Origin of the sequence: Marinomonas posidonica, assembly GCF_043643765.1 — a bacterium.
GTDB lineage: Bacteria > Pseudomonadota > Gammaproteobacteria > Pseudomonadales > Marinomonadaceae > Marinomonas > Marinomonas posidonica_A.
The window spans coordinates 13,295-27,295 of the sequence record NZ_JBHZSP010000022.1 but is presented as its reverse complement, the minus strand read 5'-3'; the positions used below and the strand labels follow the sequence as shown (position 1 = coordinate 27,295).

Genomic DNA, 14,001 nt, shown 5'->3' with positions numbered 1-14,001 from the left:
CTGAGTCCGATAGCGTATCGAAATCAGGCCTTGAAAGCCGCTTAGAACAGAGTCCAACTTTATGGGGTCAGTTCATAATCATTACCGCCTTTTTCATGCAAGTTTGTCGTTATGCTGCATCAAAGCTTGGATTTAATACCTCAGCAAGGGCATCATTTGACAAGCTACCAATGACCTGATTATTACTGTCGAGCACAGGTAATAGATGATGGTCTGTTAACAGTGCGAGCGGTAATACGCTTTGCAAGTAGTCTTTCTTTTTGACACTCGTTCGATGCAAGAGTGGTGAGTCGATTTGACCGGCCTGATAAGCCGTTAAACGATTCTTACTGACCACGCCTTGGAGTTGATGGTTTTTGGTCCAGATTAAGGTGTCATGTTGATTGAATGCATCTTGTAGTCTTTCCTCTGAATCGCAATCGACTATTTTGTCTTTGCTTCGATCCATGATGTGTTTTACTTTTAAAGCTTTGGCACGATTTACGTCTTTAGCAAAATCTCTTACATACTCATCAACTGGGTTGAGGATAATGTCTTCAGGCGTACCGACTTGAATCATTTCACCATCTTTTAATACGGCAATTCGATCCCCTAAGCGTAATGCTTCATCTAGGTCATGGGTAATGAAAATGATGGTTTTCTGTAGCTTACCTTGTAATTCGATAAGTTGGGTTTGCATTTCATAGCGGATTAATGGGTCAAGTGCTGAAAAGGCTTCATCCATTAAAAGTATTTCCGCGTCTGTACACAGAGCTCGTGCTAAACCGACTCGTTGTTGTTGGCCGCCAGAAAGTTGGGAAGGGTATTGATCTTCATAGCCTTCTAGACCGACCACTTCGAGCCATTCTTTTGCTTTGGCTTTCCAAACGTCGGTTTTTTCGCCTTGTATTGATAATCCATAACCCACATTGTCGAGGACGCAGTGGTGAGGCATCAAACCAAAATGTTGGAACACCATGGACATCTTATGACGACGGAACTCAATAAGTTCTTTTGGGCTTAGGGTAAGAATATCGTCACCTTCCACCTTGATCTTACCCGCTGTTGGGTCAATTAAGCGGTTGAAATGACGAATTAAAGTGGATTTACCTGATCCTGATAGCCCCATGATGACAAAAATTTCGCCGCGATTAACGGATAGGTTAATGTCACGTAAACCAACAGTGTGACCTGTTTCAGCGAGCACATCACTTTTGCTCATACCTTGGTCGACTTTTGCTAATACCTTTTCAGGAGTGTTACCAAAAATTTGAGTGAGGGATTCAATTTCAATTAGTGGCACTGAATTATTGTCCATTTTGATCGCCTCCTAGGTGTTTCTGTGTGCGTTTTGCATAGCTTTGAGAGACGCGGTCAAACATGATGGCGAGGGCCACAATGGCCAATCCATTTAATAAACCTAGGGTAAAGTATTGGTTAGTAATGGATTTTAAAACTGGCTGACCTAAACCTTTTACACCAATCATAGAGGCGATAACCACCATGGCGAGAGCCATCATAATGGTTTGGTTGATACCAGCCATAATGGTTGGCATGGCAAGCGGCAGCTGCACCCCAAACAAACGCTGTTTTGGTGTGGCACCATAGGCGGTGGCAGCTTCTAACGTTTCATGCGGTACTAGGCGTATGCCCAAATTGGTTAAGCGAATGACAGGTGGTATGGCATAAATGACCACGGCGATGACACCAGGAATTTTACCTATGCCTAATAGCATCACAACAGGAATCAAATAGACGAAGGCTGGCATGGTCTGCATGATGTCTAAAAAGGGGGTGATGATGGCTTGTGTTCTATTTGACCGAGCCATCATAATTCCTACGGGGATGCCGATAATGATTGCTAAGAAGGTACAAACTGTAATAATGCTGAGCGTTCGCATCGTATTGTCCCACATACCAAAATAGCCAATGGCTAATAAAGAAAGGGAGACACCAGCACAAAGTTTCCAAGAGCGGCTCATGAAAAAGACTAAGCCAGCTAGAATTCCTAGTACTAACCACCAAGGTGTATTCAGTAGCAAGTTTTCAAACCACACTAGGAAACTCAGTAGAGGGTCGAAGAAAGCTTCGATTTGGTCGCCATAGGCGCGTGAAAAGTCACGGTAAGCACCGTCAAGTGTTTTGCGTATTCCCAGAAGTTCTCTGCGGCTCATATCGGGAAATTCAGTGAGCCAAGATTGATCAGCCATAGTATTTTCTTTCGGTTATATCAGGTAGGAAAAAATCACGAGCAAGGAGTAGGCTTGCTCGTGATGTGATTGCCATTAGGCAAACTTATAAATTATCGAGTGCTTTCATTAGTTTGTTTTTAACATCCTTGCTAACCCAGTTAGACCAGATGTCCTCATGCTCGAACATAAAGTTCTCTGCGGCATATTGTCCATCCGCTTGATTTTCTTCGATCCATGCAAGCAAACCATTCATTTGCTCGTTGGTGAAAGAACGTTTGCCGAGATAGGCATAAGCCTCAGGTGATTTGTTCGCAAATTCATCCGTGGTAATGGTATAGACTGGTGAAGGTGGATACATAGACACGGTTGGTTCTAAACAGTCTGCTAAGGCAATACAGTTGATGAATTCGTCTTTGTTAACGCCAGAACCAAAGTCGACTTTGACCATCTTGTATTTACCTAGGACGGCTGTTGGGGCCCAGTAATAACCAAACCAGGGGGCTTTACGTTCGTAAGCTTTGGCGATTGAACCGGCTAAGCCTGCACCAGAACCTGGATCAATTAATTCAAATCCAGCGTCGTCTAATTTCAAGGCGCGGAATAAGTTTGCACTAGAGATCTGACAACCCCAACCTGCAGGGCAACCGTAGAAACCGGATACGCTGTCGTCTTCTGGATGTGGAAATTCTTTTGCGTGCTTGATTACACCTTCAATGGTCGCCAGCTCAGGGTCTTCTTCAACCATGTAAGCGGGTACCCAAAAACCTTCTTCACCACCGTCAGACAGCGATTTGCCAGCCAGTTTCAAACGGCCTTCATCAACACCTTGATTTAACACCGCATTGAAAGAGTTAGTCCAAAGTTCTGGCGCAATGTCTGGTTGACCTTTTTCGATCATGGAGGTGCCGGTAGGCATGGTATCGCCTGGTACCAATTCTGCGTCACAACCAAAGCCATTGCTTAGAATGAATTTGTCAATGTTGGCGATCAGTGATGCAGAGCTCCAGTTCATGTCTGCAATGGTGACTTTTCCGCATTCATGGTGAGCTGCAAATGCACCTGACGCGCCTAGAGTAAGGGCGACAGAAAGCAGTAACTTACTTTTCATAATGGTGTCCTTTAGTGATGATTTTTATCAATTTTTTGGGTTTGTTTTTATAGGGAGATGGCTATTAATTTACATCTCTAATCATTATATATCAAATGTTTAGCTGTTTAAGTTGTGATTAAATGTATCTAAAACCCATAGTTTGGTTACTCGTTAAACGAAAAAAGGGCATGGGTAAAGTGACATTATTATGCTGAGGTTAGAGGTGTAAATTGTTTTTTTATCTGAGTTTGCTGTCGCCTTTTTTAGCTCACCACTGACTGTACTTTTGTGTCACCAGTTTGATAAGTTGGCATTCATACAAAAAACGGTAAGATATGTTTCTTAATAATCATTTAACGGTGATATTTTGGCTGAAAAAAATCAGTCGATTATGTCTATAGAGGCGCTTTTTTGTTAGCGAAAAATTATACGGCCGAGACATTGGTTAGCTTGCTTGAGCGTGTTGCTCAAAAGGATCAGGCCGCCTTCTCTGAATTGTATCGAGCGACGCATCGGAAACTTTTTGGCATCGTTTTACGTATCTTATCTAAGCAAGCTTTAGCAGAAGACATTCTACAAGAGGTTTATTTAACTGTTTGGCAAAAAGCACCCACTTTTAACTCAGAAATGGCTTCCCCTGTGACTTGGTTAGCCACTATTGCTCGTAACAGAGCCATTGATGAAATACGCAAAACACAATTGCCTGAACAAGAAAACGATGTGGATTTTGACCTTATTCTGGACGACAAGATGAGACCAGAAGAGGCAACGTCACAACGAAAAGAGCTGCAAAAACTTGAAACTTGCTTGCAAGGATTAGAGTCTCCAAAAGCGGAAATGATAAAAGCAGCGTATCTAAATGGTGAGTCACGTGAACAGCTATCAAGGCGCTTTAATCAGCCACTTGGAACCATAAAAACTTGGCTACACCGTAGCATTAAGCAGCTACAAGGTTGCATGAAATGAAACAGGATTTAGAAAACGAAAATATCGATATATTAGCAGCGGAATACGTGCTTGGCACTTTGTCTCAAGATGACAGACAGTGGGTGGCAGATCGTGCTCAGCAAGATAATGACTTGCAGCTGGCTATTGATCGTTGGCAAGCGCATTTTGTTGGATTAAATGAATATGTTACGGACGAGCGCCCCAGAGCCGATTTGTTAGCTGACATACTGGCAAAAATCCCGGCTCAGTCTGAGTCGCAAGTTCAAGCTCTTGGGCGAGATGAATTAAGCCTACTTCGTCAGCAATTGTCTCATTGGCGACGACTCACCTTTGCCAGTGTTGCTATGGCAGCGTGTTTGCTAGTGATGTTGGTGATTAATCCTTTTACCTCTAAATCACCTGAGTCACCTTTTGTTGCTGTTTTTCAGGCTGACGATCAGCAGCCTGCGTTTATTATGTCATTGAATCTGGAGACTCGAGCACTAACTGTGCGCTCAGTAACGGCTAAAAGTCCACAAGGAAAGACCTATCAGCTTTGGATTAAGTCGGATGACATTGGTCCAAACCCTCGCTCACTGGGGGTGTTAGGTTCTGTTTTGGAACCTATTCATAAACAGGTAGATTTTGATGCCAACATCATTCGACATGCCACTTTTGGGATCAGTGTTGAGCCAGAAGGAGGTTCTCCAACTGGCTTGCCAACGGGACCAGCCATTCATGGTTGGTTGTATCCTACAGCGATTTAAGGGTGTTTTTTTAATTAAAATTTCATTAAAAATCAATGCTTTGAGATTTTATATCTAAAAAATAGACTCAGCTTGAAACTTTTTTCATCGCCTCTCGTAACTTAATAGGAGCAAGTAATTTTTTTAATCTGATTAGAGGTTTGTTATGAAAAAATCGATTTCACGTATGACATTGGCATTGGGTGCGTTGGCGATCACTGGGGCTGTTTTTGCAGGCCACCACGCAATGGACGATAAGTTGATGGTGAAGGGGAGTAATCAAGACGTCTCTACTGGTACTGTCACGGCTGATACTATTATGGCGGCAGAAAATGGCTGGTTGGTTGTGCACCGCACGAATAAAAATATGAAGCCAGGTCCCGTTGTCGGTCATGCTCCGTTAAAAAAAGGCGAGAATAGCCAAGTGACAGCGATACTGACAGAGCCTGTAAAACCAGGGCAAATGCTGATGTTGATGTTGCATGGTGAGCAAGGTGGCATGAAAACGGGTATTTTTGAGTACACTTTAGGGGCGAAAGAAGATGGCCCAATAAAAGTGGATGGTAAATTGGTGATGGATGTTATTACCGCCAAATAACCCCTCAGGCCATGGGTGTAGGCGACTTGATCTTTATGCTTCGCTCATGGCCAATCTCATCACAATTGAATAATTAGGCAGTGTATTAGCAAGACTTCCTCTGCAAATTGATCCAAGGTGTTTAGACATGCGTAAGCTTACCAGTCAGTATACTATTGGATAGCTTGATATGACCTTGTTTGAACATGAGATTTCCCGCGTGATTGAAATGGCTTGGGAAGATAGAACGCCTTTTGAAGCCATTGCCAGAGAGTTTGGACTGTCCGAGTCAGAGGTCATTAAATTAATGCGTTCAGAGATGAAAACGTCCAGTTTTAGAATGTGGCGAAAGCGTGTTTCTGGGCGCAATACCAAGCATCTTCATCGTCGCTCTCCAGACGTGATTCGCGCCTACAGTCCAAGTCAATATAAGCCCAGATAAGTGAGCTTAGGTTTCTACCAACCAATAATAGGCATAGCCCGTTATCAAAGCCGGTATGGTTGAATACAGAGTCGCTAACATAGCGGCTTTAGGGGCAAGAGCAATTGCTGGAAAAAGAGCATCGCCATCATTGCTGATGGCGTTTGCCAGTTGTGCTGATAGAGGAATTGCTCCTTGTAAGTAAAGGCCTGTGACCATGATTTGGGGTCCGCAGCCTGGTAGTAAGCCAATGGCGGCAGCAACGAAAATGCTGCTCGCACCCCATTGTTGCAAAGCATCTAATAAGCCATCTCCGGTTGCGTGTAAGAGCAATTCAAAGCACAGAAAGGCGACCACCACCCAGCTGGTAACAAACTGAGTATCCTGAGCTACTTTGCGAATCCAGTGCTTGGGCAAGGTGTTGTCATTTTCTTTCGCTAATTCAGAAAAACGATCACTTTTTGCCGACAGTGCCCACAACAATAAACAAGCAAAACCTGCAATGGCGCCTAATGTTTCGATTAATTGATCCGGTAATCCAAATAACGTATTAACATCGTATTGCATGGCCATTAATAAGGCCACAATGCTCACAGGCACAATTAATAAGCACCAAAAGGCAATGTTAATGCGACTTATCCAGATATCAAATTTGCTGGGGGGGGGGAGGTGTATGATTGCGTCACTGGATAACTTAGGTGTTTCAAGTTGAGGGCTGGGTAAGAACCAATTTGTAATTAATCCCGATACAATTCCAACTAAAATGCTAATTGGCAAAACAATCATTGCGTCTTCAGGACGTTGGCTGATTAATAGAAAAGCTGCGTCTCCCATCGTGCTGGTCAATACAGCAACAACAGCCCCGAAACCAATCTTGCCTTGTGTATACTGAGTAATAACAACAATGGCGCCGCCACAGCCGGGTAATACTCCCATGACACCCGCAAAAATCACTTCTCTATAAGGCTTATGGCTCATCCATTGCTTCAAGCTTGAGGTATCGAGGTGATGGCTTAAACCATAATACAATGCCAATGTCGCAGCGACAAAAGCAGAAACTTGCAAGAAGGCATCCGATAACACACTCGTTACCATGTTTTGCAGACTTGGAATGAGCCACAGTATTAGCACCGCTGCTGGTATTAACCCTCGCTTGTTGATGTGTATTGCTTGTGCTACACGATGTATTGTCATTGGATTGGAAAGCAAGTTCATGGCCTATTTGGTTGTGTTAATAGTAATAATTATCATTTATATGTGGAATAATTCAAGCTATTTATTGATGAATATGTGTAAAACGTTGTGATGGAAGGTAAGTCATACTGAGCGTAAAAGAACATACAGGTTGGATTTCGTCATTGCGGTATTCTAAGTAGCTGTTTCATTACTTTTAAACGGTGGTGAAACATTTTTATCAGGAGCTTGTGAGGGGGCTTAGCGTTTTGATTGCGTAGGGAGAAAAAGCGATAAATGTTTTATCGCTTTTTTATTGGTTACACTGCACGCTAGCATGACGCTGATTTGTATTGATCTTTCTAACCTAAGAGAATAAAGGTTATGAAATTTTCGTCAGCTTTTCTTGGATGCTGTTAAAAATGCCTTGGGAATCAAGTCCTACACGTTTTAGCATCGCGCTATGACTGGCATGTTCTTCATATTGGTCTGGAAGACCAAGATGCAATGTGGGTACCAGAATGTTATTCGCTAAAAGAAATTCACTTACTGCAGATCCTGCACCGCCCATAATGGCGTTTTCTTCCACGGTAACAATCAGTTTAGCCTCTTTATTTTCCAGCAAGACTTGTTTGTCTAGGGGTTTCACAAAGCGCATATCTAATAAAGTGGCATTCAGTTTCTCGGCGGCCTGCAGAGCATCATAAGTGGGGCGTCCAAAGCTGCAAATCACAATACCTGAATGACCTGTTCGTAAGCATCTAGATTTGCCTATTTCAAGGCTCGAAAGCGTGTTTTCGATGGCAATGCCAGGGCCATTACCACGGGGGTAACGGACGGCCGCTGGCCCTTTATATAAATAACCGGTTTGTAGCATCTTACGGCACTCGTCTTCGTCAGACGGTGCCATGACGATCATATTCGGGATGCAGCGTAAATAACTTAAGTCGTAAACACCTGCGTGGGTTGGACCATCTTCTCCCACTAAGCCCGCGCGATCTATGGCAAATAAAACATCAAGGTTTTGCAATGCTACGTCGTGTATTAATTGATCATAGCCACGTTGTAAGAAGGTTGAGTAAATAGCAACCACTGGTTTTATACCGTCACATGCCATTCCCGCTGCCAGTGTCACCGCATGTTGTTCTGCAATGGCTACATCAAAGTAACGATCTGGAAAGCGTTCGGCAAATTCAATAAGATCAGAACCTTCTTTCATAGCGGGTGTGATGGCCGTTAACTTGGTGTCTTGTTCAGCGGCATCGCATACCCATTGTCCAAAAATATTACAGTATTTCGGTTGCTTATTCTGTGGTTTAGCGGGTACCGGGTCAGGTTCAATTTTGTTTATGGCGTGATAGCCAATCGGGTCGCCTTCTGCCGGTTCAAATCCTTTACCTTTTTTGGTTATCACATGAAGAAACTGTGGTCCTTCACGGTCTTTGAGATTTGCAATGGTCGTGAGAAGATGCTCGATGTCGTGCCCATCTATGGGGCCAATGTAGTTAAAGCCTAATTCTTCAAACATCATGCCTGGCGAAACCATGCCTTTCATGTGTTCTTCAGCTTTACGCGCCAATTCCAATGCCGAAGGAAGGCCAGAAAAGACTTTTTGTCCACCTTTACGAATGCTGTCATAGGTTTTACTGGCCCAGATCCTGGCGAAGTAACTCGATAGGGCGCCAACCGGTTTGGAGATGGACATTTCGTTATCGTTAAGAATCACCAGCATATCGGCTTTGACGTGACCGGCATGATTGAGAGCTTCAAAGGCCATGCCGGCTGACATCGCGCCATCACCGATTACGGCAACCGACTTACGGCCAGTATTAAACTGTCGTGCTGCCAGAGCCATACCAAGAGCTGCACCGATTGAGGTGCTTGAGTGTCCTACGCCAAAGGTATCAAATGGGCTTTCTTCTCGTTTCGGGAAGCCTGAAATGCCGTCTTCTTGACGGATCTTTAGTAAAGCCTCTCGTCGTCCTGTAAGGATTTTATGTGGGTAAGCTTGGTGGCCCACATCCCAGACAATACGATCTTCTGGTGTGTTGTATATGTAGTGAAGGGCAACGGTTAATTCCACAACCCCCAATCCTGCGCCAAAGTGTCCGCCCGTTTGACCGACACTGTATAGCATAAATTCTCGTAATTCGCGGACAAGGCTAGGCAGTTGCTCTTTGTTAAAGGCGCGCAAGTCTTCAGGTGAATTGACTTGGTCAAGTAACGGCGTATCAGGTCGCGCTGTAGGTATCTCTTCAAACATGGGCACAGGTTTGGTCACATATTGTTAATCTAAAAAGGCGGATAAGTATATCAGTGGTTGCGACCAATAATATAGTTAGCAAGCTCAACTAATGGTTGTGCTGGGTCACCAAATGGCTTAATTGCTTCTAATGCCTGTTGGTGAAGTGTGTTGGCGAACTCTTGAGCACCCTTGAGACCAAGCAACTTTGGGTAAGTCGGTTTATTTGCTGCTTCGTCAGAGAACTGATTTTTGCCAAGCGTGTTGGTATCACTGGTGATGTCAATAATGTCATCTTGTACTTGGAAGGCGAGTCCAATGGCACTGGCATAGCGATCGAGTTGTGCCAATTTATCATGGTCGAGCATACTCACACTAATGGCCCCCATTCGAACACTGGCCCGAATTAACGCACCAGTTTTATGTTGATGCATTTGTTGGAGGGCCTGTTGGTCAATGTCATGACCGACATTCGCTAAATCAATCATTTGTCCCGTCACCATACCGTGACGACCAGATGCATGAATAAGTTCTTGAATTAATTGAAGTTGCAAGCTAGCGTTGGTATGTTGTGTTTGACTGAGTAATTCGAAGGCAAATGTTTGCAGTGCGTCGCCAGCCAGAATGGCTGTGGCTTCATTGTATTGAATGTGGCAGGTTGGTTTACCACGACGTAAATCATCATCGTCCATCGCTGGTAGGTCATCATGAATGAGTGAGTAGGCATGAATAGACTCGATAGCAGCAGCGCAAGCGTCGGTGAGTTCGCTAATGTCGCTAAATAAACTGGCGGTTGCATAGGTCAACATAGGGCGGACACGTTTACCGCCATTGAAAAGGCTGTATGCCATGGCCTCTTGAAGATGATTGGCCGGCTCATATTGGTCTAACTTTTGCGTGAGGTAATGATCAACTCGACGGCGGGCAAACTGTGAAAAATCGTCTAGGGTCACGAATTAGATTCCGGGTCAAAAGTTTCTAAATGCTCACCGTCTTGCTTTTCAAGCAGTATCTGAACTTTTTGTTCAGCTTGGGTGAGAACGGATTGACATTCTTGACTTAGTTTAACACCTTTCTCGAAGGCTTTTAGTGCTTCTTCAAGAGAAAGTTGATTCGACTCAAGTTGGGCGACTAAAGTATCTAATTCGTTGAGGTTTTCTTCGAAGTGACGGACACTGTTTTTACGTGACATGTTAGTTACTCTTAATAAAACCTACGTTTTTTAACAGAAAAAAGCTTACTGTTCGAGTCAGAATTGATGAAAATTACAAAAATCATGCAAGAAGTTGCGATGATAGGTCAGTCTTTCGTATAGAATCACCAGATGTTTCAGTGAGAAAAACGCTTTTTGTTAGGAGACGTATGTGGATATCGCAACGTTAATAGGACTAGTTGGTTCTTTTGTAGTTGTTATTGCTGCCATTTTTGTTGGTGGCTCAGCAGGAATGTTTATCGATGTAGCATCCACCCTGATTGTATTGGTTGGTTCAACCTTTGTGGTGCTCATGCAATATCCACTTGCACAATTTCTTGGTGCGGGTAAGGTCGCGGCTAAGGCCTTCATGTTTAAAAGCGTACCGTTAGATACCTTGATCGATGAAGTGTACGGTTTGGCTGATGAAGCCCGAAAGGGAGGGCTGCTGTCTTTAGAAGGTAAAGAGGTGAGCCACCCCTTTTTGTCTAAAGGCATTCAAATGCTGGTGGATGGTCATGATGGTAATGTGGTCAAAAGTCAGCTTAGTAAAGAAATGAATCAGTCCTATTACCGCCACACCAAAGGAGCCAAAGTGTTTAAGGCGTTTGGTGATGTTGGTCCTGCTATGGGGATGATTGGTACTCTGGTTGGTCTGGTTCAGATGTTGGCCAACATGGATGACCCAAAAGCCATTGGTCCAGCTATGGCTGTTGCGCTCTTAACCACCCTTTATGGCGCTATGTTAGCCAACATGGTGTGCTTACCGATTCAAGCTAAATTGATGACTCGTGCTGATGAAGAGTTACTTTGTCAAAAAATGATTATGGATGCGCTGTTGGCGATTCAATCAGGGCAAAATCCACGTATTCTGGATGGCGCACTGAAAACCTACATTGCCGAAAGTAAGCGTGCAGAGCGCGAGTAAAATTAAAGTTGTTAGCGGATTATCCACATGAGTGATCAAGAAGAACAAGATTGCCCTGAATGCGAAGAAGGCCTGCCCGCCTACATGGGGACTTTTGCGGACTTAATGTCCTTGTTGATGTGTTTCTTCGTACTCTTGCTTTCGTTTGCTGAAATGGATGTCATTAAATTCAAGCAAATTGCCGGTTCATTAAAAGTGGCATTCGGTGTTCAGCGTGAAATTAAAGCCGATGCGATTCCGATGGGAACCTCGGTCATTGCACAAGAGTTTAGTCCAGCGAAACCTGAGCCAACGCCAATTAATGAGGTTCGTCAAAAGGTCGATAGCACGCCAGAAAATACCTTAGAAGTGCTCTGTAAGCCAGATACGGCGGAATTGAAAGAGCGTCAGGACTCTGGTTCACCGTCCCCAGTCACGTTCGTCGATAAGTCTCAAGCAGATATCGAGCGAGAAAAGAAAATTCAAGAGACGGAAGGCGACGCACAACAGATTGCTTCCGTGCTGAGAGAAGAGATTTCTAAGGGAACCGTTGAAATCGAAACCAAAGAAGAAACCATCACTATACGTATCAAAGATCAGGGGTCGTTTGAGTCCGGTTCAGCTGAACTTAATTATGACTTCATTCCAGTTATTGATTTGATTCGTGATGTATTGGTGGGGATTCAAGGTACTATTTCCGTGGAAGGTCACACCGATAATTTACCCATTCAAAGTCGTCAGTTCCGTTCTAATTGGCAGTTGTCGGCAGCGCGGGCGATTTCAGTTGCTGAAGAACTTTTTTCCACTGGCCAGCTTAGCCAGAATCGCTTTTCTGTTACAGGTTTTGCCGATACGCGTCCTTTGGTACCGAATGATTCTGCTTTCCATCGAGCAACCAACCGCCGTGTTGAAATTGTCATCAAACAAAATGATGTTCGCCCTCAAATGCGTGACACCATAGATGATATTCCAACGGATGGGGTCATTGAGTTCGATCAAACCACTTTAGATGATTTGGCACCGGACGAAATATTTTAATAAGGGTGTTTCTAAAGGGGGCTTAAGCTCCCTTTTTTATTGTTTATTCGTTTGATAGTGCTGAGATTTTTGTGTTTTTTTGCTATGGTTTGCGCAAAGAAATTTGAGGAAGAAGACAAATGCGAGTAGCCGTCATTGGCGCCTCTGGGCGCATGGGTAAAAACTTAGTAATGGCCATTTCAGACATGCAAGGCGTGTCTCTTGGTGCTGCTATCCTAAAGCCTGGTAGCAGTTTATTAGGTGCTGATGCTGGTGAAATAGCCGGTATTGGTAAGTTAGGTGTGGCCGCAGTGGCCAGTTTGGCAGATTGTGTCAACGACTTCGATGTTTTGATCGATTTTACGACACCTGCTTTAACACTTCAAAATGCAGCGTTTTGTGCGCAACATGAGAAAGCCATCGTCGTCGGAACAACGGGTTTAAACGACGATGAAAAAGCTCAACTTGAAAGTTTTGCGAAACAATCCCCTGTTGTTTTCGCGCCGAACATGAGTGTTGGGGTGAACCTAACCTTGAAGTTGCTTGCGACAGCGGCTGAGATCTTAGGGGATGATTATGATGTTGAGATCGTCGAAGCACATCATCGCCACAAAGTGGATTCTCCTTCTGGAACGGCTTTGCGCATGGGCGAGGTAGTCGCGGACGCGTTGGGTCGAGACCTGAAAGAATGTGCCGTGTATGGGCGTGAAGGCCAGATTGGCCCAAGAACACAAAAAGAGATTGGTTTTGAAACCATTCGTGCGGGCGATGTGGTCGGTGAACACAGTGTTTGGTTTGCGACGGAAGGCGAGCGTATTGAGATTGTTCACAAAGCCAGTAGTCGAATGACCTTTGCAAAAGGGGCGGTACGAGCCGCAAGTTGGTTGGAAGGTAAAAGCGCTGGTATGTATGACATGCAAGATGTGTTGAATTTAAAGTAATCCACATCTGCCTTTTAGACCGAAAAAAGCCATCTTGGGAGCAAGATGGCTTTTTTGTTGTTTGAAATAATTCGACCGCTTACTATTGAGCGTCTGGAGAGTTGATCACTAGCAATGGCGCAGCATCAAGAGATTCTGCATCCATCATCATGGCAATACGTTGCAATGAAGACAGTACTTGAGTCTGTTCCCAGCCTTCCAAAGCATCAAATTCATTGATGAACTTTTCGTGTAATAAAGGTGGCGTTGTTTCAAGGATTTGCATGCCTAAATCGGTCAAGCGTGCATTGACTATGCGCTTGTCTTTCTGGCCTCTAACACGTTCCACATATTTGCGGTCTTCTAAGCGGTTCAGAATGGTTGTTACTGTTGCTTGGCTAAGGGAGACGCTGTCTGAAATGCGTCTAACAGTAACGTCGCCCAATTCTTCGATAGAGCGTAAAACCATAATTTGAGGGATCGTTAGTCCACATGCTTTTACGACACGCTTAGATTGTAAATCCGTCGCGCGGATAATGCGTCTTAGGTGAACGAGAACATCGTGAAGGTGTTGTGGTGTCGACATAACAATTTCGGGCCCAGAAAAATTAGCGGATT

General features: G+C 44.2%; 15 protein-coding genes. 7 read left to right on the top strand and 8 right to left on the bottom strand.

The genetic code is table 11. The annotated features are described in order from the left end of the window. Nucleotides 1-109 precede the first annotated feature (109 nt). The 3 genes from ACHUFM_RS17780 to ACHUFM_RS17770 all read right to left on the bottom strand — a co-directional run bounded on the left by ACHUFM_RS17780 (nt 110) and on the right by ACHUFM_RS17770 (nt 3,279). A complete protein-coding gene (locus tag ACHUFM_RS17780; protein WP_394183958.1) occupies nt 110-1,297 on the bottom strand; it encodes a quaternary amine ABC transporter ATP-binding protein in 1,188 nt (395 codons plus the stop codon). Next, nucleotides 1,287-2,189, bottom strand: coding sequence for an ABC transporter permease (locus ACHUFM_RS17775; protein WP_394183956.1), 903 nt, complete (start codon nt 2,187-2,189; stop codon nt 1,287-1,289). The genes ACHUFM_RS17780 and ACHUFM_RS17775 overlap by 11 nt, the downstream gene beginning before the upstream one ends. A gap of 85 nt (nt 2,190-2,274) precedes the next feature. After that, complete coding sequence (locus tag ACHUFM_RS17770; protein WP_394183954.1) at nt 2,275-3,279, bottom strand: ABC transporter substrate-binding protein; 1,005 nt, start codon at nt 3,277-3,279, stop codon at nt 2,275-2,277. 393 nt (nt 3,280-3,672) lie between these two features. Between ACHUFM_RS17770 and ACHUFM_RS17765 the strand changes: the two genes are divergently transcribed. The 4 genes from ACHUFM_RS17765 (at nt 3,673) to ACHUFM_RS17750 (ending at nt 5,953) form a co-directional block, all read left to right on the top strand. Then, nucleotides 3,673-4,227, top strand: coding sequence for a sigma-70 family RNA polymerase sigma factor (locus ACHUFM_RS17765; protein ID WP_394183952.1), 555 nt, complete (start codon nt 3,673-3,675; stop codon nt 4,225-4,227). Then, nucleotides 4,224-4,955, top strand: a complete 732-nt coding sequence (locus ACHUFM_RS17760) for an anti-sigma factor (RefSeq protein ID WP_394183950.1) — start codon at nt 4,224-4,226, stop codon at nt 4,953-4,955. The genes ACHUFM_RS17765 and ACHUFM_RS17760 overlap by 4 nt, the downstream gene beginning before the upstream one ends. A 145-nt stretch (nt 4,956-5,100) precedes the next feature. Beyond that, nucleotides 5,101-5,532 (top strand): DUF7282 domain-containing protein, encoded by a 432-nt coding sequence (locus ACHUFM_RS17755; protein ID WP_394183948.1) that lies wholly within the window; start codon nt 5,101-5,103, stop codon nt 5,530-5,532. Between the two features lie 169 nt (nt 5,533-5,701). Next, nucleotides 5,702-5,953, top strand: a complete 252-nt coding sequence (locus ACHUFM_RS17750) for a TIGR03643 family protein (RefSeq protein WP_394183946.1) — start codon at nt 5,702-5,704, stop codon at nt 5,951-5,953. 6 nt (nt 5,954-5,959) lie between these two features. Here the strand turns inward: ACHUFM_RS17750 and ACHUFM_RS17745 are convergent, their stop codons facing one another. The 4 genes from ACHUFM_RS17745 to ACHUFM_RS17730 all read right to left on the bottom strand — a co-directional run bounded on the left by ACHUFM_RS17745 (nt 5,960) and on the right by ACHUFM_RS17730 (nt 10,539). Beyond that, nucleotides 5,960-7,141, bottom strand: coding sequence for a putative manganese transporter (locus tag ACHUFM_RS17745; RefSeq protein WP_394183944.1), 1,182 nt, complete (start codon nt 7,139-7,141; stop codon nt 5,960-5,962). 346 nt (nt 7,142-7,487) lie between these two features. After that, a complete protein-coding gene (gene dxs, locus ACHUFM_RS17740; RefSeq protein ID WP_394183960.1) occupies nt 7,488-9,368 on the bottom strand; it encodes a 1-deoxy-D-xylulose-5-phosphate synthase in 1,881 nt (626 codons plus the stop codon). Between the two features lie 50 nt (nt 9,369-9,418). Then, complete coding sequence (locus ACHUFM_RS17735; RefSeq protein WP_394183942.1) at nt 9,419-10,300, bottom strand: polyprenyl synthetase family protein; 882 nt, start codon at nt 10,298-10,300, stop codon at nt 9,419-9,421. Then, nucleotides 10,297-10,539, bottom strand: coding sequence for an exodeoxyribonuclease VII small subunit (locus ACHUFM_RS17730; RefSeq protein WP_394183940.1), 243 nt, complete (start codon nt 10,537-10,539; stop codon nt 10,297-10,299). Before ACHUFM_RS17730 ends, ACHUFM_RS17735 begins: the two co-directional genes overlap by 4 nt. 172 nt (nt 10,540-10,711) lie before the next feature. Here ACHUFM_RS17730 and pomA point away from each other — a divergent pair, with 172 nt between their 5' ends. From pomA to dapB, 3 genes are all read left to right on the top strand, one after another. Beyond that, nucleotides 10,712-11,467, top strand: a complete 756-nt coding sequence (gene pomA, locus ACHUFM_RS17725) for a flagellar motor protein PomA (RefSeq protein WP_394183939.1) — start codon at nt 10,712-10,714, stop codon at nt 11,465-11,467. 27 nt (nt 11,468-11,494) lie between these two features. Continuing rightward, nucleotides 11,495-12,484: a flagellar motor protein MotB gene (locus ACHUFM_RS17720; RefSeq protein WP_394183937.1), complete on the top strand. Its 990-nt coding sequence runs from the start codon at nt 11,495-11,497 to the stop codon at nt 12,482-12,484. Nucleotides 12,485-12,603: 119 nt separating this feature from the next. Continuing rightward, nucleotides 12,604-13,404, top strand: coding sequence for a 4-hydroxy-tetrahydrodipicolinate reductase (gene dapB / locus ACHUFM_RS17715; protein ID WP_394183935.1), 801 nt, complete (start codon nt 12,604-12,606; stop codon nt 13,402-13,404). Nucleotides 13,405-13,486: 82 nt separating this feature from the next. Here dapB and ACHUFM_RS17710 read toward each other — a convergent pair whose 3' ends face one another. Next, complete coding sequence (locus tag ACHUFM_RS17710) at nt 13,487-13,969, bottom strand: MarR family winged helix-turn-helix transcriptional regulator (RefSeq protein ID WP_113873587.1); 483 nt, start codon at nt 13,967-13,969, stop codon at nt 13,487-13,489. Between the last annotated feature and the right edge of the window lie 32 nt (nt 13,970-14,001).

Bases quoted from the DNA above. Each gene is read 5' to 3' on its own strand.
- ACHUFM_RS17780 (WP_394183958.1), bottom strand. From the start codon at position 1,297: ATGGACAATAATTCAGTGCCACTAATTGAAATTGAATCCCTCACTCAA.
- ACHUFM_RS17775 (WP_394183956.1), bottom strand. From the start codon at position 2,189: ATGGCTGATCAATCTTGGCTCACTGAATTTCCCGATATGAGCCGCAGA.
- ACHUFM_RS17770 (WP_394183954.1), bottom strand. From the start codon at position 3,279: ATGAAAAGTAAGTTACTGCTTTCTGTCGCCCTTACTCTAGGCGCGTCA.
- ACHUFM_RS17760 (WP_394183950.1), top strand. From the start codon at position 4,224: ATGAAACAGGATTTAGAAAACGAAAATATCGATATATTAGCAGCGGAA.
- ACHUFM_RS17755 (WP_394183948.1), top strand. From the start codon at position 5,101: ATGAAAAAATCGATTTCACGTATGACATTGGCATTGGGTGCGTTGGCG.
- ACHUFM_RS17750 (WP_394183946.1), top strand. From the start codon at position 5,702: ATGACCTTGTTTGAACATGAGATTTCCCGCGTGATTGAAATGGCTTGG.
- dxs (WP_394183960.1), bottom strand. From the start codon at position 9,368: ATGTTTGAAGAGATACCTACAGCGCGACCTGATACGCCGTTACTTGAC.
- ACHUFM_RS17730 (WP_394183940.1), bottom strand. From the start codon at position 10,539: ATGTCACGTAAAAACAGTGTCCGTCACTTCGAAGAAAACCTCAACGAA.
- ACHUFM_RS17720 (WP_394183937.1), top strand. From the start codon at position 11,495: ATGAGTGATCAAGAAGAACAAGATTGCCCTGAATGCGAAGAAGGCCTG.
- dapB (WP_394183935.1), top strand. From the start codon at position 12,604: ATGCGAGTAGCCGTCATTGGCGCCTCTGGGCGCATGGGTAAAAACTTA.
- ACHUFM_RS17710 (WP_113873587.1), bottom strand. From the start codon at position 13,969: ATGTCGACACCACAACACCTTCACGATGTTCTCGTTCACCTAAGACGC.